Below are 22,310 nucleotides of genomic sequence, written 5' to 3' on the forward strand. Positions count from 1 at the left end.
AACTAGAATTCACCTTCTAGACCAAAAAGTCCGACAATCTCGACCACTGCGCGGTCAAATTGCTGGTAGTAAACGCCTACTAGTCCGGCCTCAACGGCACCACGGACGTTGAGGATGGAATCGTCGACAAGCACGCAGTCACGCATGGGCAGGTCGATGGCGTCCGCGGCGGCCTGGAAAGCGGCTTCCTCGGGCTTTTCGACGCCGATTTCGCCAGAGAGCAGCACCTTATCGACTACCCCGTTGGTCTCAAGCTCGCGGATTGGCGCTGCGCCGAGCCCGCCTGGATCGTTGCTCAACACCGCGGTGGCAACTCCGTTTTTCTTGGCTGCTGCCAAAAGATTGCGCCAACGGCGCTGGTCCTCATCTGTACCGTCTAGAACTCCGGCATAGTCCACAATTAGTCCGCGCACTTTTTCCCTTTCTTTTGTATTCTCTCGTGACATAATAGTCGTAATCTGTGTTTCGATTGTCGCACAGTTCGGGGTGGAGCGTCTTTTGTCTTGGGTTTAGCACCCAAGGAGATTTCTCATGCTCATTCCCATCCCCGGTTTCACCCACCTGAAATACCTCATCGCCGACCCCATCATCCCCCGGTCGCGCGATCGCTCCCCCGTGCCGCGCGAGGTATCGGCGCTGGTACGCGTCGCGCTGGACTCTGCGTACGGATTGCGGCCGGTGACCACCCTGCACCCTAAGCGTTTCGACGCTCCGGTGCGCGCGCACATCGCCGCGCGGAGAAAACTAGGTGGTCTAGAGGTGGCGAAACTCATGTCCTGCCATATTCAAATCTCCGAAAATTCGGCTGAAGTGTGCGGCAGTATTGCCCTCCAAGAGCGCAGAACGGCATATGCCGCCCGCTTGGTGGAAGCGGACGGCATATGGAAAATGCTTAATTTTCGAGTTTTTTAAGCGTTGGCATCTTCTTCTTGCTTGATAAACTGCTTGCGCAGGAGGAAGAGCTGGCGCACGGTTTCTTCCTTGATTCCGTCCTTCATGCCGTTGAACATATCGCCACCCTCTTTTTGGTATTCCACCAATGGGTCGCGCTGTGCCATCGCACGCAGGCCAATACCCTCCTTGAGATAATCCATCTCATAAAGGTGCTCGCGCCATTTGGTATCGATAACTGGCATCAAAACCATGCGTTCGATATTGCGCATCTGTGCTTCGCCACCGATCGCAGTTACGGCTTCTTCAAGCTTGGCATATTCAGCCTGAGCATCGGCAACCAAAGCGGTACGCAGATCCTCAGCGCTGAGCTCGCCTGGCTTGCCGTATTCGCTGCCTTCAACGAGGGACTGCCAGGTGATCGACGGGCTATAGAGCGCATCGAGGGCGTTCCACAGCTTGTCCAGATCCCAGTCTTCGACATAACCGTGTGCGGTTGCACCATCAACATAGGCACCCACGGTCTCTTCGATCATGTTGCGGATATAAGGAGAGATATCTGCCGACTCAAGGATCTCGCGGCGCTCGCCGTAGATAACCTTGCGCTGTTCGTTCATGACTTCGTCATACTTCAACACGTTTTTACGCATTTCGAAGTTCTGGTTCTCCACCTGCGCCTGAGCACCCTTGATGGAGTTGGTGACAGTCTTGGACTCGATTGGCACATCATCTGGAACATTGAGGCGGTTCATCATGTTTTCCATGGTGGGGCCAACAAAGCGCACCATCAGGTCATCGCGCATGGAAAGGTAGAAACGGGTTGCTCCCGGATCGCCCTGACGGCCGGAACGACCACGCAGCTGGTTATCAATCCGGCGTGATTCATGGCGCTCGGTGCCCAGCACGTAGAGTCCGCCAGCTTCGCGCACCTTATCACCACGAGCCTCGCAGCGCTCTTTCATTCCCTGCAGCTCAGCGTCCCAAGCGGCCTGGTATTCCTCTTCATTTTCAAAAGGATCAAGTCCGCGTTCGCGCAGGCGAATATCCAGCAGCACTTCGGGGTTACCGCCGAGCACGATGTCGGTACCACGGCCGGCCATGTTGGTAGCAACGGTGACATTTCCCGGCAAACCTGCCTGAGCTACGATCTGTGCTTCCTGCTCGTGGTGCTTAGCGTTAAGCACATTGTGCTTGATTCCACGCTTGGTGAGCAACTGGGAAAGGTATTCGGAGCGCTCAACGGAGACGGTACCAACCAGGATCGGCTGGCCCTTTTCGCTGCGTTCTGCGATGTCATCTACCACTGCTGCGAATTTTGCTTCCTGGGTCTTGTACACCAGGTCGGTGAGGTCCTCGCGCTGATTAGGGCGGTTGGTAGGAATTGCAATAACGTCCAGCTTATAAATCTGATGTAGCTCGGCAGCCTCGGTTTCGGCGGTACCGGTCATACCAGCAAGCTTCTTGTACAGGCGGAAGTAGTTCTGGAGAGTAACGGTCGCCAGAGTCTGGTTCTCGTTTTTGATCTCTACTTTTTCCTTGGCTTCAATTGCCTGGTGCATGCCTTCGTTGTAACGACGGCCAGCCAGCACACGTCCGGTGAAGCCGTCAACGATCATGACTTCGCCATTGCGCACAATATAGTCTTTATCGCGAGTGAACAGCTCTTCTGCCTTAATTGCGTTGTTGAGGAAGCTCACCAGCTGGGAGTGCTCAGGGGCGTAGAGGTTATCGATACCAAGCTGGTCTTCGACAAATTCCACACCTTCTTCCTTGATGCCCACGGTCTTTTTGCGCTCATCAACTTCATAGTGCACGTCTTTGGTCATACGTGGCACAAGCTGCGCAAAGGCGGTGTAGAAGGGTGAGGTGCCTTCAACTGGGCCGGAAATAATAAGCGGGGTGCGGGCTTCGTCGATAAGGATAGAGTCAACCTCGTCGACAATGGCGTAGTTGTGGCCACGCTGCACCAAATCGCCCAGGTTGCGGGCCATATTATCGCGCAGGTAGTCAAAGCCCAGCTCATTGTTGGTGCCGTAGGTGATGTCCGCAGCATATGCAGTACGGCGCTGTGCTGGCTGCATCTCAGAAAGAATGACACCAACGCTTAAGCCCAGGAAGCGGTGCACACGGCCCATCATCTCGGCGTCGCGCTTGGCCAGGTAATCATTAACGGTCACCACATGCACGCCCTTGCCCTCAAGAGCATTGAGGTATGCGGGCAGCACACAGGTCAGGGTCTTGCCCTCACCGGTGCGCATTTCGGCAACGTTGCCAAAGTGCAGTGCAGCGCCGCCCATAATTTGCACGGCATAGTGCTTTTGGCCCAGCACGCGCCAGGAGGCTTCACGAGCTACTGCAAAGGCTTCTAGGAAAATTTCATCGAGGGTTTCTCCGCCTGCGAGGCGCTCCTTGAACTCGGCTGTCTTTGCCTTGAGCTCATCATCGCTGAGGCTTTCGATCTGATCTTCCAGAGCGATAACTTGATCAGCGATCTTGTGAAGTCGCTTCACGGCACGGCCTTCGCCGACGCGGAGCATCTTGGACAATCCAAACACGAGCAGTCGTCCTTATTAATAGCAAAACGGGAATTTGATAACGAACCTATATTGTACGCAGGGTTCCTTAAAACAGAGTACCCGTCACCTGCGAATTGCAGGCGACGGGTAAAAGGTGAAGAAGTTTATGCCTCTTCGGTTGCCGCGAGGGCAATCAAGCCGTAGTCAAATGCGTGACGGCGGTACACCACGGATGGCTGGTTGGTCTCTTCATTAACGAAGAGGTAGAAATCGTGTCCCACCAACTCCATCTCAGAAAGGGCATCGTCCACGCTCATTGGGGTGGCTGGGTGCTCCTTGGTACGCACGATCTGGCCTGGTACAACGTCCTCGACCTTATCTGCATAAGGATCAACATCGTACTTGCCCACATTTTCAGGAGCGGACTCTTCTTGGGTGAGCAGGGCTCCAACCTCGCCAGCACCCAAAGGTGCGCGGTGGCCGGAACGGGAGATGCTGCGGCGTGCCTTAACCTTGCGCAAAGAGCGTTCCATCTTGCCCAGTGCGGTTTCAAGAGCTGCATAGAAGCTATCTTCCTTGGCTTCTGCACGAGCGATGTGGCCCTTGCCGGTGGCGGTGATCTGAATGCGATCACTTTGCTCAGCGCGACGTGGGTTTGGCTCATGCTGCAATTCAACGTGGAAGAAGGTCAACGTAGGATCCAGGCGCTCAATCTTTGCCAGCTTGGTATTCACTCGCTCAGCAAAGTGATCAGGAACCTCAACGTTACGGCCGGTGATGCTCACCTGGGCCTCAGGGCTAAGGGTGTTGTTCTCAGCAGGTGTAGTCATTTCTACATCTCCTCCCAATTGTGGCCACCGCATGGCGTGTGAGTGGAATTACTCTTACTACGGTGACGCGATCAACTTCACTTCCTATATTACTTCTGGTCATAACCACATTGCCAATGGGGGTCTAATTTTATGCGACAACTCACGCGTAGCAATAAGTTAGAGCTCCTCTGACCTGCACACCTGCTGATCTTAAAACATCAGCAGATGCTGCAATGGTTGCCCCCGTTGTTACCACATCATCAACCAGGAGGACCGAACCCCGAGGTCGACGCAATAATTCCACCCGCATATTGCGTCGACGTTGTTGCGCACTTTGACCCACAGAATCGGGTGTGCGCGCCGAAATCCGCAAGCAGGGAAACGTCGACAAGCCTGTTTTTAAACACACCCGCTCAACCGGATCGCCGCCACGCCGGCGGCGGGAGGCATCGCGAGTGGGCGCGGGCACCAGCGTGATATCGTGCTCAACCTCACCTTGAGCGGCCAAATAGCTTATCGACGCTGCGACTGCGGCCCCCACGTAAGCGGCAAGGTCGCGCCGGCCGCGCTCTTTCATCGCAATGAGGACACTGCGATGCGGGCCCTCATAGGGAGACAAAGACCACACTGGAAAATCCACTGCCACCCCCACCCTTTTAGGGGGTGTGCGCCACACCCGTTGGCAAGAACTGCACAGCGCTGCGCCCGGTACCCCACAACCGGCGCATTCCCGAGGCAGCAATAATTCCATTAGTAGGCAACCACCGGTGCCGCGCGCGAACCCAGCAACCCGGGTACCTCACGCCAAATATCATTATCAGAAGCCGGCAATTGCACCATCGCATGCGCATCGGTGGCATAGGCGGTCGTTGCGGTACTAGCCACCGAGACCACTGGTGCGTTGAGATTCCCGCTCGGCAAAGCGGTGCTCGCGGAGCCATCTTGTTCCACTCGCCAAATCGGCGATTCGGGAATCGAGGTGCCCACCAACAATGAACCATCGGGTCGCCAGGAAACTGTTAGCGCGGTCTCCCCTAGCGAAGGCGCGACCTCGATGACGTTGCTAATGCGACGCTCGCCCGGATTAGGCCGTGAGACAATTCCCACATAAACGCGACCTTCCACAATCATCGCGGCGCGCACGCCGGTGCGAGAAAGCTGGAATTCCGAGATCGGCCCCGTGACATCGCGAGGCATTGCAATCTCCGATTCCGATTGCACCAGTTCGCCGGTAGTTGCCGATCGCGCGACTCTAACAGGCGTATCGCCATCGATAATCGCCCACAGCGCCGTTGCCTCATACTCAAAAGTCGGACGAGTAATCGTGCCAGCGGTCAAAACATCGGCCGAAGATCCTTCCAAGGATCCCACTGCCAACACAGATTCCTCACCCCGCGAACGCACTGAGGCAACCACATTCGCGGAGGTAGAAATTGCCACCGAGCCAATTGATCCCGAAGCCAATAATCCCGGAAGCGGAGTGACACTTCCCGAGCTCACCTTGGACACTGCGCCATCCTTGAGAGCAAAGAGCGTGGAAACCGTATTGGTGTACGCCTGCGGGTTGTAATCGGCTACATCGTCAAGGGTGAGCGTAGGGAATTCCGTAAGCAACGGTGCGCCATCGGCAACCAGGGCATAGGGCCCACCAATGTCGGCATTGGCGAGGGTCCACACCACTTGGGCTGCAAAACGCAGACGGGCATCATCATCAAGATTGCCCAAACCAGAGAATTGATATTCGCCATTGTTTAATCCCACAAAGGTCGCATCGCTGGACAGCTGATTCACCACACCCGGTGCGATCGAGGGTGAAGGACCGCTGACCAACAAAGACATCATGATGGTGTCGAGCGATTGAGTGTCATTAAAAATCCAGCGACGATCACTGACCAGAACTTGGCCAGAAGGATCAAAATAATAAAGATCGTGCGGAGTATAACGATTACGCAGATCGTTTCTCTCAAGGATCACCCCATCGGGCAGCGAATCAATACGCCATTCGCCATCTTCCTTGCGCATGGTGATTTCAGATTCATACTCCGTATTTTCAGGCTGGTACACCCCACCGCTGCCCAGCGTGCCCACCTGGGTGCCACGAATTGCTATTCGACGTTCCTCATCTGTGGAACCAGGCAAAGTATTTAGATCTACACGATCGACAACTCTGTTTGTGGTCGCCGGATCCCAACTCTTTTGGGCAGCCTCGGTGAGATATGCACGAGCCGCTTCATATTGTTGAGTGGGATAAGCCCCCGCTGCGAAAAATCCACGCAGCAGCAAATCGGGATCTTGGCCAGGTGTTGGTCCTGCGATTTCTTGGGTGGTATCTGCGGCACTAAAAGATCGCAGCACCTGCGGATCGGTGTTGGAGGGCAGCGTGGAACATCCAGCGATCAATGAGGTCACAGCCACCACAGCTATCACCTGGGTGAATTTCCTCATGGGGTTTCCTCCTGTTTGTGCACAATCGCCCCAGACTCCACAGCATCTGCCTCGATGACCTCAGGTTCCACCATGTCCTCCCAGGCCTTCTCTGGTGCCACGAGCGCAATCGGGGAACGTCGATAATCTCCATGAGGTTCACGGGGCAGCACCAATCGGAAAATCGATCCGATACCTACGGTGCCAGCGGCCTCGAGGGTTCCGCCGTGCAGCGCTGCGTCCTCGCGGGAGATCGCTAATCCCAAACCGGTGCCACCGGAGTGACGCACGCGAGATGGATCGGCACGCCAGAAGCGATTGAATACCAGCTCGTCTTGTCCAGGCTTTAGGCCCACGCCATGGTCAATTACGGCGATCGCTACTGCTGCATCGGTGGCGCGTAATTTTAGTTCCACCGGATGGCCCTTGGAATGGTCGATGGCATTGGCAAGCAGATTTCGCACAATGCGCTCGATGCGACGGGAATCGCCATTAATCATCACCGATTCTTCTGGCATATCCACCACCAGCTCCACCGAGAGTTCCTGTGCCAAATGCGCAACCTGATCTAGGGCAGAACGGATTGGAATGCGGATATCGTGCTGGGCGGTAGAGAGTTCTGCCACGCCGGCATCGTGACGGGAGATCTCCAGCAGATCATTTAGCAGCGATTCAAAACGGTCTAGTTCGCGGATCATCAGCTCGCTGGCGCGGCGTGCTCCTGGAGATAACTCATCTCCACTATCGGCAATAAGATCTGCGGCCATGCGCACAGTGGTCAGCGGGGTGCGCAATTCATGGGAAACATCGGAGGTAAATTGCCGCTGCAGATTTCCATATTCTTCCAATTGGTTAATCTGCGCCGAAAGCGATTCCGCCATGGCATTAAAGCTCACTGCCAAACGCGCCATTTCGTCTTCGCCATCAACCACCATGCGCTCACGGAGTTTTCCTTGCGCAAAACGCTCGGCGATTCGGCTCGCCGATCGCACCGGCGTGGTCACTTGTTGGGTGGCAAGCCAGGCAATGCCGACTAGCAAAATCACCACAATAAGCAGCGCTGCAGAGAGCAAACCTCGCATCAACGCCAGCGATGCTTCATCGCCTTCCATAGAAAACACCAGGTAGACCTGGAGATTCGGAATATCACTATCGGTGGGTGTGCCAATAATCAGCGCATTATAGGAAGAGCCGTCGCCTTGATCGATAGTGGCAAATTGATAGGACACCTGATCTTGGGAAACAAAAAAGCGCAGTCGCTCAGGAATACCATAGCCTTCTGGCGAAACCACTAAGTCTTCACTATTGACCAAAACCACGGCGTCATAAGCAGCATTCACCTCTGCTCCCCCACCAGTGCCCAAACTGGAAAGTGCAGCGCGGGCGGAGTTAACTCGCACCTGCATTGAGCTTGAGGCACCCGATGCGACAATTTGATCTTCAACAATCACCCGCGCGCGGTCGATTTCAGAGTTGGCGATATCAATTTTTTGATCCACCAAACGCTGGGTAAAAACCGTGAGCATGCCGAGTCCAAGGAGGAGCATCACAATCGCCGAGGCGGTGAAGATCGATCCAAGTACACGAACCTGCAAAGAGGTGCGCCATTTATCTACAAAGCGATGTCGAAGTCGCTTAAGCCAGGTCAAAATGGGAAACTGCCCCTCTATTTATCCAGGTATTAGTCGCTATGTCCGGTTTTATATCCTACGCCACGCACAGTGAGCACAATTTGGGGGTTTTCCGGATCTTTTTCAATCTTGGCGCGCAGTCGCTGCACATGCACATTCACCAAGCGGGTATCAGAGGCATGGCGATAACCCCACACCTTGCCCAGTAGTTCTTCACGGGTGAAAACCTGCTGGGGCTTGCGAGCAAGCTCAAGCAGCAAATCAAATTCCAAAGGGGTGAGAGAAATTTCTTCTTCGCCACGCTTCACGGTATGGCCGGGAACGTCGATGGAGAGATCGCCGACCTCAAGGATTTCGCCGGGTTCGTCTACCGTGGCACGCAGACGAGCGCGGATGCGCGCTACCAGTTCCTTGGCCTTAAAAGGCTTGTTTACATAATCATCGGCACCGGATTCCAAACCGAGCACAACATCAACGGTGTCGGTTTTGGCGGTGAGCATGATGATGGGGACTGCGGAGTCGCGTCGAATAGCACGGCAAATATCAATTCCGTTCATGCCGGGCAGCATCAGGTCAAGCAAGATGAGATCGGGTTGCTCACGGGTGGCGGTTTCCACTGCCAGCGCGCCATCGGTCACGGCGACGGTATCAAAACCTTCGGCGCTGAGCACAATGGTGAGCATTTCGGAGATTGCGGGATCATCATCAACGACGAGAATTTTCTGCGGCATGAGACACCTTCCAGCTAGTCGGGGTTATTTAATACTACCCAGGAATTCGATGATTCTGGTGGCAACATGGCCAGGATCCTCATCGGGGGCAGCAACTAGCCAGGGAGATTCCCACTGCTGCGCCGCTAAGCGGCGATATTGCGCAGCGGTGCGCTCCTGTAACCCGGAGTCGGATTCATAGCGGTCCCGGGTGCGCGCGACATCAAGTGCTTCTCGACGTCTCGCTCTTTCTTGGGCCAGCTCAGCAGGGGTATCTAACAACACTTGGAGGGCTGGTCGCGGTAAACCTAGACGGCCGAATTCCAGCTCAGCCACCCACTGCGTGGCGGAGTCGTCAAGCAATCTGGCCGCGGTATATGCCGCGTTGGAGGCCACGTAGCGGTCGAGTAATAACAACCCGGGGGCGTGCAGCTGATCGAGGGCACCGTGGCGGTCCAGCGCAAAAAGCGTGGCCATGCCATAGGCACTATCGGTGAGATCACCCATGCGACCATGCAGGGCTTCGGCAGCCAACTGTGCATGGATCGAGGTTTCATAGCGCGGAAACGCTAAAACTGTGGCCTCGATTTTTTCGGTGAGCGCTCTAACCAGGGTGTTTTTTCCGGCACCGTCGATGCCCTCAATGCTGACAATCATTAGTAGCGGTAGTGCTCCGGCTTGAATGGGCCGGCTACGTCTACGCCGATGTACTCTGCCTGTTCCTTGCTGAGTTCGGTGAGCTTGCCACCGAGTGCCTCAACGTGGATGCGGGCAACCTTCTCGTCCAGGATCTTGGGCAGACGGTAAACCTCGTTCTCATACTCGCCATCGTTTTGGAAGAGCTCAATCTGCGCGATGGTCTGATCGGCGAAGGAGTTGGACATCACGAAGGATGGGTGTCCGGTGGCGTTGCCCAGGTTGAGCAAGCGACCCTCGGAAAGCACGATGATGGAACGGCCGGTGGTGAAGGTGAACTCATCAACCTGTGGCTTGATGGTGGTGCGCATAACGTCATCGCGGTGCAGCAGGGAGTGCATATCGATCTCATTATCAAAGTGACCAATATTGCCCAGCAGTGCGTGATCCTTCATCTGCAGCATCTGCTCATAGGAGATGATGTCTTTGTTGCCGGTGGCGGTGATCACGATATCGGCATCTGCGATTGCTTCATCCACGGTGACCACGGAGAAACCATCCATCAAAGCCTGCAGTGCGTTAATTGGGTCAGCCTCGGTGACCTTCACGCGAGCGCCCTGGCCATCAAATGCCTCGGCGCAGCCCTTGCCCACATCGCCATAACCGCAGACCAGGACATTCTTGCCGCCCATGAGCATATCGGTAGCGCGGTTAATGCCGTCGATCAGTGAGTGGCGGGTACCGTACTTATTATCAAACTTGGACTTAGTGACAGCATCGTTAACGTTCATTGCTGGGAAAGGCAGGACGCCTTCTTCAGCAAAGTGGTAGAGGCGGTGCACACCAGTGGTGGTTTCCTCGGTAACACCCTTAACGGCCTCTGCGATCTTCTCCCACTTGCCTGGCTCTGCTGCCAAAACCTCACGCAGCATACCTAAGAAAGCGATGTACTCATCGGAGTCATTGGCCTCAGGCTGTGGCACAACGCCCGCCTTTTCATATTCACGGCCACGAATAACAGCCATGGTGGCGTCGCCGCCGTCATCAAGGATCATATTGGGAAGTTCATCGCCCCAGCTGAAGATCTGGTTGATGCACCACCAGTATTCGTCGAGGGATTCGCCCTTCCAGGCAAAAACTGGAACGCCCTGTGGATCCTCAACGGTGCCGTCGCCGACCACGATGGCAGCAGCTGCTTCATCCTGGGTGGAGAAAATATTGCAGGATGCCCAGCGAACCTCGGCCCCCAGTGCGGTGAGGGTTTCAATGAGCACAGCGGTCTGGACAGTCATGTGGATGGAGCCTGCGATGCGGGCGCCCTTCAATGGCTGCTCTTCTGCATACTCCTTGCGCAGCTGCATCAAGCCTGGCATTTCATATTCTGCGAGGCGAATCTGGTGACGTCCTGCTTCTGCGAGGGAAAGATCGGCGACCTTGAAGTCCTTAACCGTAGCCATATCCTGGCGTGCTCCTTAAAGAAAATGAGTAAAACTTTCGATGCGCCCTACTCTACCTGTCAAGCTCTACCAGGCAGGGGCGTGCCACCTTATGTGTGCGCTGTTAGCCTTGTGCGGACCTAAAGGCCCACACCATACAGCGAGTTAGTTAAGCGCCTCGAGGTATGCCTCGAGGTCATACTCCACATCGGCTTCTTCCAACACACGAGCTGCAGCGGCCCGCAGGGTTTCAGAGCCCTCGCCGATGAGTTCGCGGATGAAAGGATAATTCTCCAGCACCTGACCAGCAGAGTATGGGGCGCCATTAATAATTGCAGCGATGGTGGCTGCAGCCTGGCCATTGAGGATCTCATCCTCAGTTGCCTTGTCCTGGTTGATGATTAGCAAGCAGGCATCTTCCAGAGCTTCGACGATGTCGTCGGTATCAAGCTCGGCAATTTCATCGAGGAAATCTACATTGACTTCCTCAGTGAGGATTGCATCATCCCATGCACCCATTTCATGACCTTTCTAAAAGAACTTCTTTGGGAAAAACCTTATGCGGATTGTTAGTTTAAGCGCGTAGCTGAACAGTTTTTCTGCCGATACCCTATCAAATTAAAAAGCTGAGAAATCTCAGTTTCCTAACGGTGCGTCAAGACCCAAAAGCAACGCCTCTACCTGCGGTTTTCTTGACACACCTATCCAATAGCGCCAAAGCATGATAGCGTTTGTTATTAACTTGTTACTTTTGTTTCGAGACAACCAATATAACTACGGAGGCGAAATACGTTGAAATCTGAGACTTTAAAAGTTCTCACCTTCATCGTTGTTGGCTGTCTTGCTGCCACCGTTTTGGGAGTTATGGTCTGGAAAGTTTCCAGCCCCAGCCGACCCACCTCTGATATTGCCATGTCTCCTACTACGTCTACCACCCAAACGCCCGCGCGGTTTGAATCCCCAGGTGATACCCAAACGCCAGCCGTGGCGCCGGACCTAGAAAACCAAACTTTGGCAGCTGTTGATACCGCTGATCCTTATCTTCCTCCGAATGCCTATGTGCGTCCAGGGGGAAATGGCGAAACTAACTTAGCAGGCACGCCCTCTGGTTATGGTTATCAATCGGCGCGACCTAGCAGTGCTACCAATGGCACTTCTGCCCCTGACCCCAGCGCCTCTGGGAACCCGTCTGCGGCAACAACTCAAACTAGCTTGCCTGCCAGCAATCCGGAGTCGCCACGGGATAGCAATAATCCGGGCAATACCGACCCGAGCACCTCAGTGCCGCCGGTAACGCAGCCTTCTCCAGTTGAGCCATCGGAACCTGTAGAACCCGTTCCCTCTGACACTCCCGAGACCAGCGATCCGGAAGATCCCACCACTCCCGCGGAAACCTCAACTCCGCCCGAGACTCCGGACAATACAGAGACCAGCGATCCTTCGTCTCCGACGGAAACGCCAGCACCTCCCACCGACTTTGTGGAGGAGCCTACTGCCCCACTGAATCCTAATCAGCCTGCAGATAGCGAAGCTCCGCTGAGCCCATAAAAATAACCCGGCACTTAGCCGGGTAATTTTTTGGCACCCACCTAGGGCGCGTCGAAAAGCGTGGGGTTAGACGCGGGCGAGGAAGAGCTCAGCACCTGCAGCGCTAACGTACACGGCAGGGTCACTGGCAGGAACCCACGCTGCGGTCCCCGGGGTGAGCTCGACGGTAGCGTCGGCACACTGCAGCGTTGCGTGACCTGCGGTGCACATAATGATCATCGGGCCATCGTGCTCGGCTTGCGCGCTGCCTTTAACGTCAAGGCGGTCAAGCTGGAATTCATCAATGGGCACCTCATAGTGAACCTCAGCACCCTTGGGCTCGGGGTGCACGGAAGCATCGGCCAAGGATTTGAAATTGAGCACGCGCACCAGTTCTGGCACGTCAACGTATTTGGAGGTCAAGCCACCACGCAGCACATTGTCAGAGTTAGCCATGATTTCTACGCCGAGGCCACTGACATAGGCATGCAGGTTGCCGGCGTCGAGGTATAGCGCTTCGCCAGGCGCAAGCCGGTAGAAGTTGAGCAGCAATGCGCCCAGCACGCCGATATCGCCGGGGTATCGATCATTAAGATCCATCACATTGCGCAAAATAGCAACAACTTCAGCATCTGCATCTGGGGTGACGCAGTACTTCTCTGCAGCCTGCATCAGCGCATTAATGAGCTCATGGCGCTTGAGAATTGGGATGGTAATCCACGTGGTAAAAAGCGCTCGCAGGGATTCTTCTTCATTTTCTACGGCGAGCATGCTGCGGTAACGGTTTAGCTCCTCGCAGCCCAGCAGATCAAAAATCTCCATGGTGCGTGCCAGAGGACGGAAACCTGCCATCGCTTTAAAGTCAGTCAGCGCCACAATGAGCTCTGGCTTGTGGTTGGGATCGCGGTAGTTGCGATCCGGCGCATCAACGTTAATGCCAGCTGCGTTCTCGCGGGCAAAACCTTCTTTAGCTTGCTCGAGGGAAGGGTGCGCCTGCAGCGACAAGGGTGCGTCAGCTGCGAGGATCTTCAGCAAAAAGGGCAGCTCGCCAGCAAATTTCTGGGCTACACGAGCACCCAGTTGTGCCTCCGGATCAGCTGCAATGAGGGTATTGAGGGCTACTCCATTAACAGTTGAGGGGGATCCTGGGTGTGCCCCAAACCAAATTTCTGCCTCTGGTCGCGCAGTTGGGGCTGCTTCGCCCTTAAGCTGCGCAATGAGGGTACGTGAACCCCAGGGGTAGGCACGTAGCGAGCCTTCCAATAGCTCCATTTACAAGTCCTTTTCCTCAACCGAATACGTAGTGGCGGCCTGTCCGCGCGTTAATAAACGCAGTGCGGAGGCCAGCGGTCCCTTGCTAGGTCCATCGCACTGTTGCGCCATAGCGTCGGGTATTCCGGGCTCATCTTCGGCCCAGACAACAGCCCTAAACGGTACCACTCCCGGATTGTCATCTAGGAATGGGTCATAAAAGATGTCATGCTGACCACTATTATCCCCGCGCAAATCCGGCAAAGAAACCACTAATTCTGGGTAGTCCAATACCGCTGAGATCAACCCGCGCCGACTCCACAAAGGTGCCATAACGTTGGCTATTGCCATACCAAGTTCGGAGCCTCCACTGTGAATCACACGGTGCCCCTCCACCCAATTGCGTAACATTCGCCCGGGATTGACAAGTTCATCACGTTCCGGCGAAAGCGCCTCAATTTCCTCATTTACATATCCGGCCACATGTTCCAATCGCGCAGCCACGATGTGCGGATCCTCGGCAAAAAGATCAATAACAGTGCTTATCGACGCCACCACGCGGGCGGGCGACATGCCCGCAGCGGTGGGCAAGGTGGGCACCACGACGGTGTCGGTAGGGACCTCTTCAATCAAAGGGCCAGCTGCAGGTCCCACCAAAATACTGGTGCTTCCGCGCTGATCGGCAGTGATCAATGCGCGCAGGGCGTCTTCATCACCGCCATCTTCAGTTACCACCACCAGCACATCCAGTGCACCTATATAACTAGGCAGTGTTGCCGTAATCACCAAAGGCTGACGCAAGGGAGCATGCAGCGCTTCCACCAAGCGGGCACAGCCGTGGGCAATTTCACCTTTCACCAAAACCACCACGCTGCGCGGTTTTAAGCCTTCCAAGGTGCGGAAACCGCCATCCTCCATAAAACCGCCGACGAGGCGAACCTGAGCCCCTTCCAGGGCAACATCATAAAATCGAACGGTCTCTTGATCATAAGGTGAGCCGTCATAAAAGGAATCCACCACGGGAATCTGTCCTTTCCTTTGTTACTTCAAGGATAGGCAATTCCAGCGGTGGATGCTTTGAGGTTAGAACTACTTAGGCGCGAATGATGCCCAAGATTTCAGCAACGAGCTCGGCAACCTCTTGCTCAGTGGTGCCCTCAACATTGAGGCGCAGCAAAGGCTCGGTATTGGAGGCACGCACATTGAACCAGGCAGGGGTGCCCTTGAGCTCCACGGTTACACCATCGAGGGTGTCCACGGATTCAGTGCGATCCGCAAATGCCTCCAGCACAGCTTCGGTGCGTTCCTTTTGTGCCTCGGCATTAGCCAGACGGGAATTGAGCTCACCGGAGGCGTAGTAGCGGTTGTATTCCGCCATCATTTCGCTCAAAGGCTTGTCCTGGGTGCCCAGTGCAGCCAGCACATGCATGGCCGCCAGGATGCCGGAATCGGCATTAAAGAACTCGGTGAAGTAGTAGTGAGCAGAGTGCTCGCCACCAAAAGCAGCGCCGGTTTCTGCCATCTTTGCCTTAATAAAGGAGTGGCCTACGCGGGTGCGAACAGCGGTGCCACCGTTTTCTGCAATAACCTCAGGCACAGCCTTGGAGGTAATGAGGTTGTGAATGATGGTGGAGCCTGGCAGCTTGTCCAAGTAACGCTTGGCCACAATGGCACAAATGGCAGAGGGGCTGACAGGCTGGCCTTTTTCATCAACCACAAAGCAGCGGTCTGCATCGCCATCAAAAGCCAGTCCAATATCAGAGCCGGTTTCAACGGTGTACTTTTGCAGGTCCACCAAGTTGGCAGGCTCAAGTGGGTTGGCCTCGTGGTTGGGGAAAGAACCATCAAGTTCGAAGTACAAAGGAGCGATCTCCAAAGGCAGTCCCTTGAATACCTCAGGAACGGTGAATCCGCCCATGCCATTTGCTGCATCAACTGCAACCTTGAGGGGGCGAATGCCCTTAAGATCAACCAATTCATTGAGGTAGTCGGAATATGCCTGCAGCAGGTCCTTTTCCGTGATGGAACCGGTAGCGCCCTCAAATTCTGGAACGCCTGCTTCAAGATCATCAATGATGGTAGCTAGGCCGGAGTCCTGGCCTACTGGACGAGCACCCTTGCGACACAGCTTGATGCCGTTGTACTTGGCTGGGTTGTGTGAGGCGGTGAACATAGCACCGGCACACTCCAAGGTTCCAGAAGCGAAGTAGAGCTCATCGGTGGAGGTGAGTCCCAAAAGGACTACGTCCAGGCCCTGGGAGGTAACGCCCTCGGCGAATGCGCGAGAGAGTTCAGGGGAGGTATCACGCATATCGTGGCCAACTGCCACAGTAGTTTCGCCCTCGCTGCGCATGAGGCGGGCAAAAGCTGCACCCGTCTCACGGATGAAGTCAGCATCGATGTCAACGCCAACAACTCCGCGGACGTCATAGGCTTTGATAACAGCTGTTATTGATTCACGGGTACGCATAGATCCTCACCGGGTAGAGAGCACAATAATCTTGGCTATTCTACGCTGTTTGCCGAGGGTGATGAAACGTTACTCCTGAAAATTCTCTTGATCAGGGACAACATAGAGGTGTGCTTTGCGGTGAACGCGTTGCTCGCTAATGCGTGCAGAGCGGTTAACTGGGTGGTTACCGCCTACTTCATCTTCGGGAGCGATTAAACCGCTGGCGTTGCGTCCTGCTTCACGCACGGCCTGTGCCAGGGCGGTGAGATCTTCATCATCATCCATGGCAATGTCATTAACCCGCAGCATTTCCCACCCCAGCGGCGCCGTAATGCGCGCAGCGTGGTGCTCGCAGAGATCCCAGCTATGGGGTTCTGCGGCAGGTGCCAAGGGTCCAACTACCGCAGTGGACTCCGAATAGGCATAGGTGAGGGTGGCAACGGCGGGCTTGCCACAACCGGGGCGGGAACAACGACGAAACTGACTCACGAGGCCAAAGTTTAGACCTTTGGTTGAGGTTTTGATAGTTGGATTCGGCGAGTCTGCGACTTTTTGCAGCTCACACTATTTAGAATTTCTTTTCATGCACACCAGAACTTTCCGAAATCGGCACGGCCGCGGGTTGCGTGGACCTTTATTGCCGAGTGAAGTTCGCCGCTATGCTTCTCGTCGAAAAGTTTTTGACCGCGCAGTACTGGAAGCCTATGCCCCACTTTATGGCGCCTACCAGCGCGAGCTCAGTAATTTGGACATTGCGGTGGATACCGTGCCACGCATGCGCTTAAGCGCTGATATGTCGATTTTGCCTGATGAGATCACCGCTGATGGTCCAGTCCCCTTGGGTCGTGTGATCCCACCGGCAATTGATTCTAAGGGCAATCCCACTCGCGCTCGCATTGTAATTTTCCGGATGCCTATTGAGCAGCGCACCAATAATGCTGCGGAACGCTTGGATCTACTGACCCATGTGTTGACCTCTTTGGTGGCCAATTATCTCAATATTGATCCGCGCGATATTGATCCTGGATTTCAGGACCTATAAAGCCCTCTAAAACCCAAAAAGCGGGTTCCTCGATGGGAAGCCCGCTAAAGAAATTTTGGTTTTAGGAAATATTGCGCTTGAGCCTACGGCGTTCACGCTCGGACAATCCGCCCCAAATGCCAAAGCGTTCATCGTGTTCCAACGCGAATTCCAGGCACTCATCCTGTACTGGACAAGCCTGGCAAATGCGTTTTGCTTCGCGGGTGGAGCCTCCCTTTTCAGGGAAGAATGCCTCCGGATCGGTTTGCGCACAGAGCGCTTGTTCCTGCCATTCTTGCTCTACCGCGCCGAACAGATCATCTAAAGTCATTTCCAGTGCGGTGCGAGTTTGAACTCCGTGAATTTTTGCAGAAGTATTGCCTGCTGAATCTTCCATGCCTCGCACCCCTCCCACTTTCCAGGCCATGTAAGTCTGTTCCCATCGGACATCGTTGATCCCCGAGCGGGTCTAGTTTCTTAGTCATTTCTTACTTAATAGTGATTACACACGCGCTTAGGTAAAGCCGTCAACCGTTATGGCAAAAATCAATGAAACTTACCTCGTTTAAATCACACTATTCACACCAGTCACAAAACCTGACCCACGGGGGTGATTTACGGGGGTACTACATCTAGTGTTGGAATTAAACTTTGGCACCAATTTACCACTATATCGGCGTGTTGATTCAATTGTAGTACAAGTGTTCACTCACTTTTTACCGGGTACGCAAAACAGCGATGCCCGGATAAACATGGTTCACCATGCACCGGACACCGCTGGAAATGAGCTGGGGAAATGCCTACTGATCAGAGGAAAAACGGATTCCGCCGTCAGGAATAATGACCCCTGGGAAGACGCGCATACCGGAAGTGAGCTCACAACGAGCACCCACATGCGCACCCTCACCGATGACACAGCCGGAGATGCGCGCGTTCGCGCCAATTCGCACTCCGGAGGAAATGATGGAATTTTCCACCACTGCTCCTGGTTCAATGGTCACGCCATCAAACACCACGGTGTTATCGAGGCGGCAGCCCGCACCGATTTCAGTACCGCGACCCACTACGGTGCCGCCCATCAGAATCACACCGTCACGCACGCCAGCGGAGGCGTCGACAAGCGCCTCTCCGGTCTTGCCTGCAAGCAAGGGGGAATACGCGATGCCACGCACGAGGTCCGCAGAACCGCGCACAAAATCATCTGGGGTGCCCATGTCACGCCAATAAGAGGTATCGACGTGGCCATAGACGCGCTTGCCCTCGTGAAGGAGTTGCGGGAAAGTTTCGCGCTCGACGGAAACCACACGACCAGCAGGAATGTCAGCGATCAATTCCTTCTTGAATACGTAGCAACCAGCGTTGATTTGATCGGTTGGTGGATCCTCGGTCTTTTCCAAGAAGGCGCTGACGCGACCATCAGCGTCGGTAGGTACGCAACCAAAGGCTCGTGGGTTTTCTACCTGCACCAGGTGCATGGTGAGATCGGCTTCCTTGGTGCGGTGGGTTTCCAGGATTTTGCCGAGGTCGGCTCCGGAGAGCACATCGCCATTAAAAACAATGGCGGTATCGTGGCGCAGCTTGTCATAGACATTGCGGATGCCACCGCCGGTGCCTAGTGGCTTATCCTCCACCACATATTCGATTTCCAGGCCGAGCTCAGAGCCATCGCCGAAATATTCCTCAAAAACTTCCGCTTTGAAGGAGGTACCCAACACCACATGCTTAATGCCAGCTTCTTGGATGCGAGCTAGCAGATGTGAGAGGAAAGGAAAGCCAGCTGTTGGCAACATTGGCTTTGGAGTGTTGACCGTCAGCGGACGCAAACGAGTGCCCTTGCCACCTACGAGGATGACAGCATCAACATTTGCGCTGTTTTCAGAGGTTGTCATATTTCCTTGGGTTCACTTTCTTGGATGTAGATAAAGATTCATAACTTCGAGAAACGTTGTTCGTATCTAGTTGTTTTGTATCTCAATAATCTTCTAGTTTGAGGAAACTGCAACATCTTAAATTGAAGATTTTAGGCACTGCAGGCCGGCAGTCCGGCACCACTAAAAAATTTCCCTCAAACTAAATACGTTGCTAATAGATTAGTATTCCTCAAAACCCTCTACCGCATCGGCCATATCGCTGCCAGCCCTGGCCGCGGACGTGGCCGCAGACCTGGTCCTAGCCCTCGCCGCCGGCACCAGCCACAGCCCAGCCACGCCAGCTAGCTAAGCTTCGATTTCGCCTTCGCCACACCCACCGCAACGGTAGCGCGAGCTTTTAGGCCTACTCGCAAAGCCAGGCGGATGGGAGCCTGCCACCAGGCGGACAAGCGGTCAGCCTGGAAGCGATATGCACTCTCATGGTGGGCCGGCAGCATATGCTCTGGATTTTTACCTGCCACATGGCCCTTTGCATGCACAATCTCAGCTTGGGGGCAGAAGATATTTTCAAACCCTGCTCGCGTTAAACGATCGCCCAGATCAACGTCTTCCATGTACATGAAGTAGCGCTCATCAAAACCGCCGATGCGATCAAATGCTTCCCATTTAATGAGCAAGCAGGAGCCAGAGAGCCAGCCGGCGGTGCGTTCGCTTTCCATATCTTGATCATCGCGATAAGCAGCAGACCAAGGATTGGACTTCCATACCGAGCCGAGCAATGCGTGGCCAATGCCATTAGCCAGAGTGGGCACTGCGCGAGCAGAAGGATAAGCAGAGCCATCAGCTTCACGGATTAGAGGACCAACTGCTCCAGAAGCAGGATGGCGTTGGGCACAAGCGATGAGTTCATCGATGGAACCTGCGCCAAAAACCACATCGGGGTTGGAGACAATAAAGTACTCACCATCAATTTCACCTGCGTCCCGGCGTGCTTTAAGCGCTCGGGCTGCAACATTGACTGCGGTGCCGTAGCCGAGGTTGCCACCGGTGGGCAGGAACTCGACATTGCTGCGATTTACTGCAGCTTGTTCTGGCACACCGTCCATTGACCCGTTATCAGCCATGATCACAAGGGCGTCGCGGGTAGTTGCTTCAGGCAGTGAATCCAGGAAGGAGTCTAAGTACTTGCCCGGCGAATACGTCACAGTAATCACGGCGATGGGTGGATTAGAATTGCTCACAGCCACTAGAGCTTAGTGGGTGAAACTTTAAAGAAGTACCTGCCACTCCCGTCAACCGTTAAGGAAAACCCTCTCTTTTGCCCTACAATCCCTAGACAGTGTGTTTTTTAGCGCCATCTGTACATCTTTAGGCGGTGGGTTTTGCCAGGGTTTCTCACCACAGTTGTGGGTTTTACCCAAAACTGAGTGCTTTAATCTCTAGTAATCCTCCGGCTGGCTCCAAGTAAAACCGCCAGCTATGCCCATTAACCGCCATGAACCATCCTCGAAGGGTTTGCACCTCGTGACCGAAAAGTACCGCCCCGTCCGGGATATTCAAGCAGCGCCGGTGGCTGTTCAATCCACCAAACAAGCAGGCCACCCCGTTTTCAGAAGCCTTATTGCTTTCCTTTCTGTGGTGGTATTGCTGGTTTCTGGTCTTGGATATTTTGCTGTGGGCAAGGTTGGCGATGTCGCCAACGCCGGCAAGCTTTCCTTGGGTGGCGGTTCAGGTGTCAAAGCCGGTGAGGCAGCCGATGGCGCCACCGATATTTTGCTCGTCGGTTCCGATTCCCGTTCTGATGCCCAGGGCAATGCGCTTTCTGAAGAAGAACTTGCTTTGCTGCGCGCCGGCGATGAGGAAAATGACAATACTGACACCATCATGGTGATCCGTGTTCCCAATGACGGTTCCTCTGCCACTGCCGTGTCCATCCCGCGTGACACCTATATTCACGATGAAGAATACGGAAACATGAAGATCAACGGCGTGTACGGAGCATATAAAGATGCCCGCATCACGGAGTTGATGGATGAGGGTTTCTCCGCCGACGCTGAGATGGAATCCCTGGCTAAAGAATCCGGCCGCGAAGGCTTGATCAATGCGGTTTCTGATCTCACCGGCGTGACCGTGGATCACTACGCTGAGATCGGCCTACTGGGATTTGTGTTGCTCACCGATGCTGTTGGTGGCGTCGAGGTGTGTTTGAATAACGCCGTTGATGAGCCCCTTTCCGGCGCCAACTTCCCTGCTGGTCGCCAGACCTTGGGCGGTTCTGACGCACTGTCCTATGTGCGCCAGCGCCATGATCTCCCCCGCGGCGACCTCGACCGCATTGTTCGCCAGCAGTCTTATATGGCGTCGTTGGTTAACCAGGTGCTTTCCTCTGGCACCTTGACCAATCCTTCCAAGCTCTCTGACCTCGCCAATGCTGTGATGCGTTCTGTCATCATCGATGACGGCTGGGATGTCATGGGCTTTGCCACCCAGCTGCAAAACCTGGCAGGCGGCAACGTTACTTTCAGCACCATCCCTGTTACTTCCATTGACGGTGTGGGCGATTATGGCGAGTCCGTGGTCACCGTTGATGTCAATCAGGTTCATGCTTTCTTCGAGGACGCGCTCGGCGGCGCTGAGCCCACCGAAAGCAACACCGAAGGCAACTCCGAGGGCAACACCGAAGCGCCAGCCAACACCGAGGATCCAGCAGCCAACCTGGCGGGCACCGAAGTTCACGTACTCAATGCTTCTTATACCGAGGGGCTAGCTAGTGGAGTTGCTGCTTTCCTGCAGGAACAGGGCTACACCATCACTGAGACCGGAAATGCTGCCGAAGGCCTCTACTACGAGTCCCAGGTTTTGGCCGCTGATGAGACAAACGCTCAGGCCCTGGCCATTTCCGAGGCGCTCGGTGGCTTGCCCATCATGGTGAACTCTTCCCTCGATGACAACACCATCATTGTGGTTTCCGCTGGAGATTACGCTGGCCCCACCGCCGTGTCCAACGCCGTCACCGAAACTTCCGCAGTTGGCCAGCCCGGCGCGGACCTCGGCGAGAAGATTGAGAGCCCAGAGTTTGACGCTGGCGGCGACGGTCCGCGTTGCGTTAACTAAAAACCCGCTTGTCGACAC

General features: G+C 54.8%; 21 protein-coding genes. 4 read left to right on the plus strand and 17 right to left on the minus strand.

Translation table 11 applies throughout. The annotated features are described in order from the left end of the window. Positions 1-2: 2 nt before the first annotated feature. Entirely contained in the window at positions 3-446 is a 444-nt protein-coding gene (locus SFC07_RS11420) for an HAD-IA family hydrolase (RefSeq protein WP_411208386.1), read from the minus strand. 85 nt (positions 447-531) lie between these two features. On the opposite strand from SFC07_RS11420, the gene SFC07_RS11425 reads away from it, so the two are divergent. Beyond that, a complete protein-coding gene (locus SFC07_RS11425) occupies positions 532-912 on the plus strand; it encodes an Rv3235 family protein (protein ID WP_411208387.1) in 381 nt (126 codons plus the stop codon). Here SFC07_RS11425 and secA read toward each other — a convergent pair. The 9 genes from secA to SFC07_RS11470 all read right to left on the minus strand — a co-directional run bounded on the left by secA (position 909) and on the right by SFC07_RS11470 (position 11,575). Then, a complete protein-coding gene (gene secA, locus SFC07_RS11430; protein ID WP_411208388.1) occupies positions 909-3,446 on the minus strand; it encodes a preprotein translocase subunit SecA in 2,538 nt (845 codons plus the stop codon). The genes SFC07_RS11425 and secA overlap by 4 nt on opposite strands. A 125-nt stretch (positions 3,447-3,571) precedes the next feature. Then, on the minus strand, positions 3,572-4,237 hold the full coding sequence (hpf, locus tag SFC07_RS11435; protein ID WP_411208389.1) for a ribosome hibernation-promoting factor, HPF/YfiA family: 666 nt from the start codon (positions 4,235-4,237) through the stop codon (positions 3,572-3,574). Between the two features lie 142 nt (positions 4,238-4,379). Further along, a complete protein-coding gene (locus SFC07_RS11440) occupies positions 4,380-4,970 on the minus strand; it encodes a ComF family protein (protein ID WP_411208390.1) in 591 nt (196 codons plus the stop codon). Beyond that, positions 4,970-6,664: an MtrAB system accessory lipoprotein LpqB gene (gene lpqB / locus SFC07_RS11445; RefSeq protein WP_411208391.1), complete on the minus strand. Its 1,695-nt coding sequence runs from the start codon at positions 6,662-6,664 to the stop codon at positions 4,970-4,972. Before lpqB ends, SFC07_RS11440 begins: the two co-directional genes overlap by 1 nt. After that, entirely contained in the window at positions 6,661-8,292 is a 1,632-nt protein-coding gene (gene mtrB / locus SFC07_RS11450) for an MtrAB system histidine kinase MtrB (protein WP_411208392.1), read from the minus strand. Before mtrB ends, lpqB begins: the two co-directional genes overlap by 4 nt. A gap of 32 nt (positions 8,293-8,324) precedes the next feature. Continuing rightward, the gene (mtrA, locus tag SFC07_RS11455; protein ID WP_411208393.1) at positions 8,325-9,005 is read right to left on the minus strand and encodes a two-component system response regulator MtrA; all 681 of its coding nucleotides are present in this window, start codon (positions 9,003-9,005) and stop codon (positions 8,325-8,327) included. Between the two features lie 24 nt (positions 9,006-9,029). Next, complete coding sequence (locus SFC07_RS11460; protein WP_411208394.1) at positions 9,030-9,641, minus strand: dTMP kinase; 612 nt, start codon at positions 9,639-9,641, stop codon at positions 9,030-9,032. Continuing rightward, complete coding sequence (gene ahcY, locus SFC07_RS11465) at positions 9,641-11,077, minus strand: adenosylhomocysteinase (protein ID WP_411208395.1); 1,437 nt, start codon at positions 11,075-11,077, stop codon at positions 9,641-9,643. The genes SFC07_RS11460 and ahcY overlap by 1 nt, the downstream gene beginning before the upstream one ends. 144 nt (positions 11,078-11,221) lie before the next feature. Further along, entirely contained in the window at positions 11,222-11,575 is a 354-nt protein-coding gene (locus tag SFC07_RS11470; protein ID WP_411208396.1) for a hypothetical protein, read from the minus strand. 273 nt (positions 11,576-11,848) lie between these two features. On the opposite strand from SFC07_RS11470, the gene SFC07_RS11475 reads away from it, so the two are divergent. Further along, positions 11,849-12,604, plus strand: a complete 756-nt coding sequence (locus SFC07_RS11475) for a hypothetical protein (protein ID WP_411208397.1) — start codon at positions 11,849-11,851, stop codon at positions 12,602-12,604. A gap of 66 nt (positions 12,605-12,670) precedes the next feature. On the opposite strand, the gene manA is transcribed toward SFC07_RS11475, so the two are convergent. The 4 genes from manA to SFC07_RS11495 form a co-directional block, all read right to left on the minus strand. Then, the gene (gene manA / locus SFC07_RS11480; RefSeq protein WP_411208398.1) at positions 12,671-13,855 is read right to left on the minus strand and encodes a mannose-6-phosphate isomerase, class I; all 1,185 of its coding nucleotides are present in this window, start codon (positions 13,853-13,855) and stop codon (positions 12,671-12,673) included. Next, positions 13,856-14,854, minus strand: coding sequence for a hypothetical protein (locus SFC07_RS11485; protein WP_411208399.1), 999 nt, complete (start codon positions 14,852-14,854; stop codon positions 13,856-13,858). It lies immediately after the preceding gene. A 73-nt stretch (positions 14,855-14,927) separates the two neighbouring features. Then, on the minus strand, positions 14,928-16,304 hold the full coding sequence (locus SFC07_RS11490) for a phosphomannomutase/phosphoglucomutase (RefSeq protein ID WP_411208400.1): 1,377 nt from the start codon (positions 16,302-16,304) through the stop codon (positions 14,928-14,930). 69 nt (positions 16,305-16,373) lie between these two features. Next, on the minus strand, positions 16,374-16,775 hold the full coding sequence (locus tag SFC07_RS11495; RefSeq protein ID WP_411208401.1) for a DUF3499 domain-containing protein: 402 nt from the start codon (positions 16,773-16,775) through the stop codon (positions 16,374-16,376). Between the two features lie 94 nt (positions 16,776-16,869). Between SFC07_RS11495 and SFC07_RS11500 the strand changes: the two genes are divergently transcribed. Further along, complete coding sequence (locus tag SFC07_RS11500) at positions 16,870-17,328, plus strand: metallopeptidase family protein (RefSeq protein WP_411208402.1); 459 nt, start codon at positions 16,870-16,872, stop codon at positions 17,326-17,328. A 61-nt stretch (positions 17,329-17,389) separates the two neighbouring features. On the opposite strand, the gene SFC07_RS11505 is transcribed toward SFC07_RS11500, so the two are convergent. The 3 genes from SFC07_RS11505 to SFC07_RS11515 form a co-directional block, all read right to left on the minus strand. Beyond that, positions 17,390-17,704: a WhiB family transcriptional regulator gene (locus SFC07_RS11505; RefSeq protein ID WP_411208403.1), complete on the minus strand. Its 315-nt coding sequence runs from the start codon at positions 17,702-17,704 to the stop codon at positions 17,390-17,392. 403 nt (positions 17,705-18,107) lie between these two features. Then, complete coding sequence (locus SFC07_RS11510; RefSeq protein WP_411208404.1) at positions 18,108-19,196, minus strand: sugar phosphate nucleotidyltransferase; 1,089 nt, start codon at positions 19,194-19,196, stop codon at positions 18,108-18,110. Positions 19,197-19,519: 323 nt separating this feature from the next. Further along, a complete protein-coding gene (locus SFC07_RS11515; protein ID WP_411208413.1) occupies positions 19,520-20,392 on the minus strand; it encodes a glycosyltransferase family 2 protein in 873 nt (290 codons plus the stop codon). 310 nt (positions 20,393-20,702) lie between these two features. Between SFC07_RS11515 and lcpA the strand changes: the two genes are divergently transcribed. Next, positions 20,703-22,292: a cell wall biosynthesis protein LcpA gene (lcpA, locus tag SFC07_RS11520; protein ID WP_411208405.1), complete on the plus strand. Its 1,590-nt coding sequence runs from the start codon at positions 20,703-20,705 to the stop codon at positions 22,290-22,292. The last annotated feature ends 18 nt before the right edge of the window (positions 22,293-22,310 follow it).

The organism is Corynebacterium callunae (assembly GCF_046592015.1).
Classification (GTDB): domain Bacteria; phylum Actinomycetota; class Actinomycetes; order Mycobacteriales; family Mycobacteriaceae; genus Corynebacterium; species Corynebacterium callunae_A.

What these genes read in the sequence shown, in the direction of transcription:
- SFC07_RS11420 (WP_411208386.1), bottom strand. Translation starts at nt 446, where the DNA reads ATGTCACGAGAGAATACAAAAGAAAGGGAAAAAGTGCGCGGACTAATT.
- SFC07_RS11425 (WP_411208387.1), top strand. Translation starts at nt 532, where the DNA reads ATGCTCATTCCCATCCCCGGTTTCACCCACCTGAAATACCTCATCGCC.
- hpf (WP_411208389.1), bottom strand. Translation starts at nt 4,237, where the DNA reads ATGACTACACCTGCTGAGAACAACACCCTTAGCCCTGAGGCCCAGGTG.
- SFC07_RS11440 (WP_411208390.1), bottom strand. Translation starts at nt 4,970, where the DNA reads ATGGAATTATTGCTGCCTCGGGAATGCGCCGGTTGTGGGGTACCGGGC.
- lpqB (WP_411208391.1), bottom strand. Translation starts at nt 6,664, where the DNA reads ATGAGGAAATTCACCCAGGTGATAGCTGTGGTGGCTGTGACCTCATTG.
- mtrA (WP_411208393.1), bottom strand. Translation starts at nt 9,005, where the DNA reads ATGCCGCAGAAAATTCTCGTCGTTGATGATGATCCCGCAATCTCCGAA.
- SFC07_RS11460 (WP_411208394.1), bottom strand. Translation starts at nt 9,641, where the DNA reads ATGATTGTCAGCATTGAGGGCATCGACGGTGCCGGAAAAAACACCCTG.
- ahcY (WP_411208395.1), bottom strand. Translation starts at nt 11,077, where the DNA reads ATGGCTACGGTTAAGGACTTCAAGGTCGCCGATCTTTCCCTCGCAGAA.
- SFC07_RS11470 (WP_411208396.1), bottom strand. Translation starts at nt 11,575, where the DNA reads ATGGGTGCATGGGATGATGCAATCCTCACTGAGGAAGTCAATGTAGAT.
- manA (WP_411208398.1), bottom strand. Translation starts at nt 13,855, where the DNA reads ATGGAGCTATTGGAAGGCTCGCTACGTGCCTACCCCTGGGGTTCACGT.
- SFC07_RS11490 (WP_411208400.1), bottom strand. Translation starts at nt 16,304, where the DNA reads ATGCGTACCCGTGAATCAATAACAGCTGTTATCAAAGCCTATGACGTC.
- SFC07_RS11500 (WP_411208402.1), top strand. Translation starts at nt 16,870, where the DNA reads ATGCACACCAGAACTTTCCGAAATCGGCACGGCCGCGGGTTGCGTGGA.
- SFC07_RS11505 (WP_411208403.1), bottom strand. Translation starts at nt 17,704, where the DNA reads ATGGAAGATTCAGCAGGCAATACTTCTGCAAAAATTCACGGAGTTCAA.
- SFC07_RS11510 (WP_411208404.1), bottom strand. Translation starts at nt 19,196, where the DNA reads ATGACAACCTCTGAAAACAGCGCAAATGTTGATGCTGTCATCCTCGTA.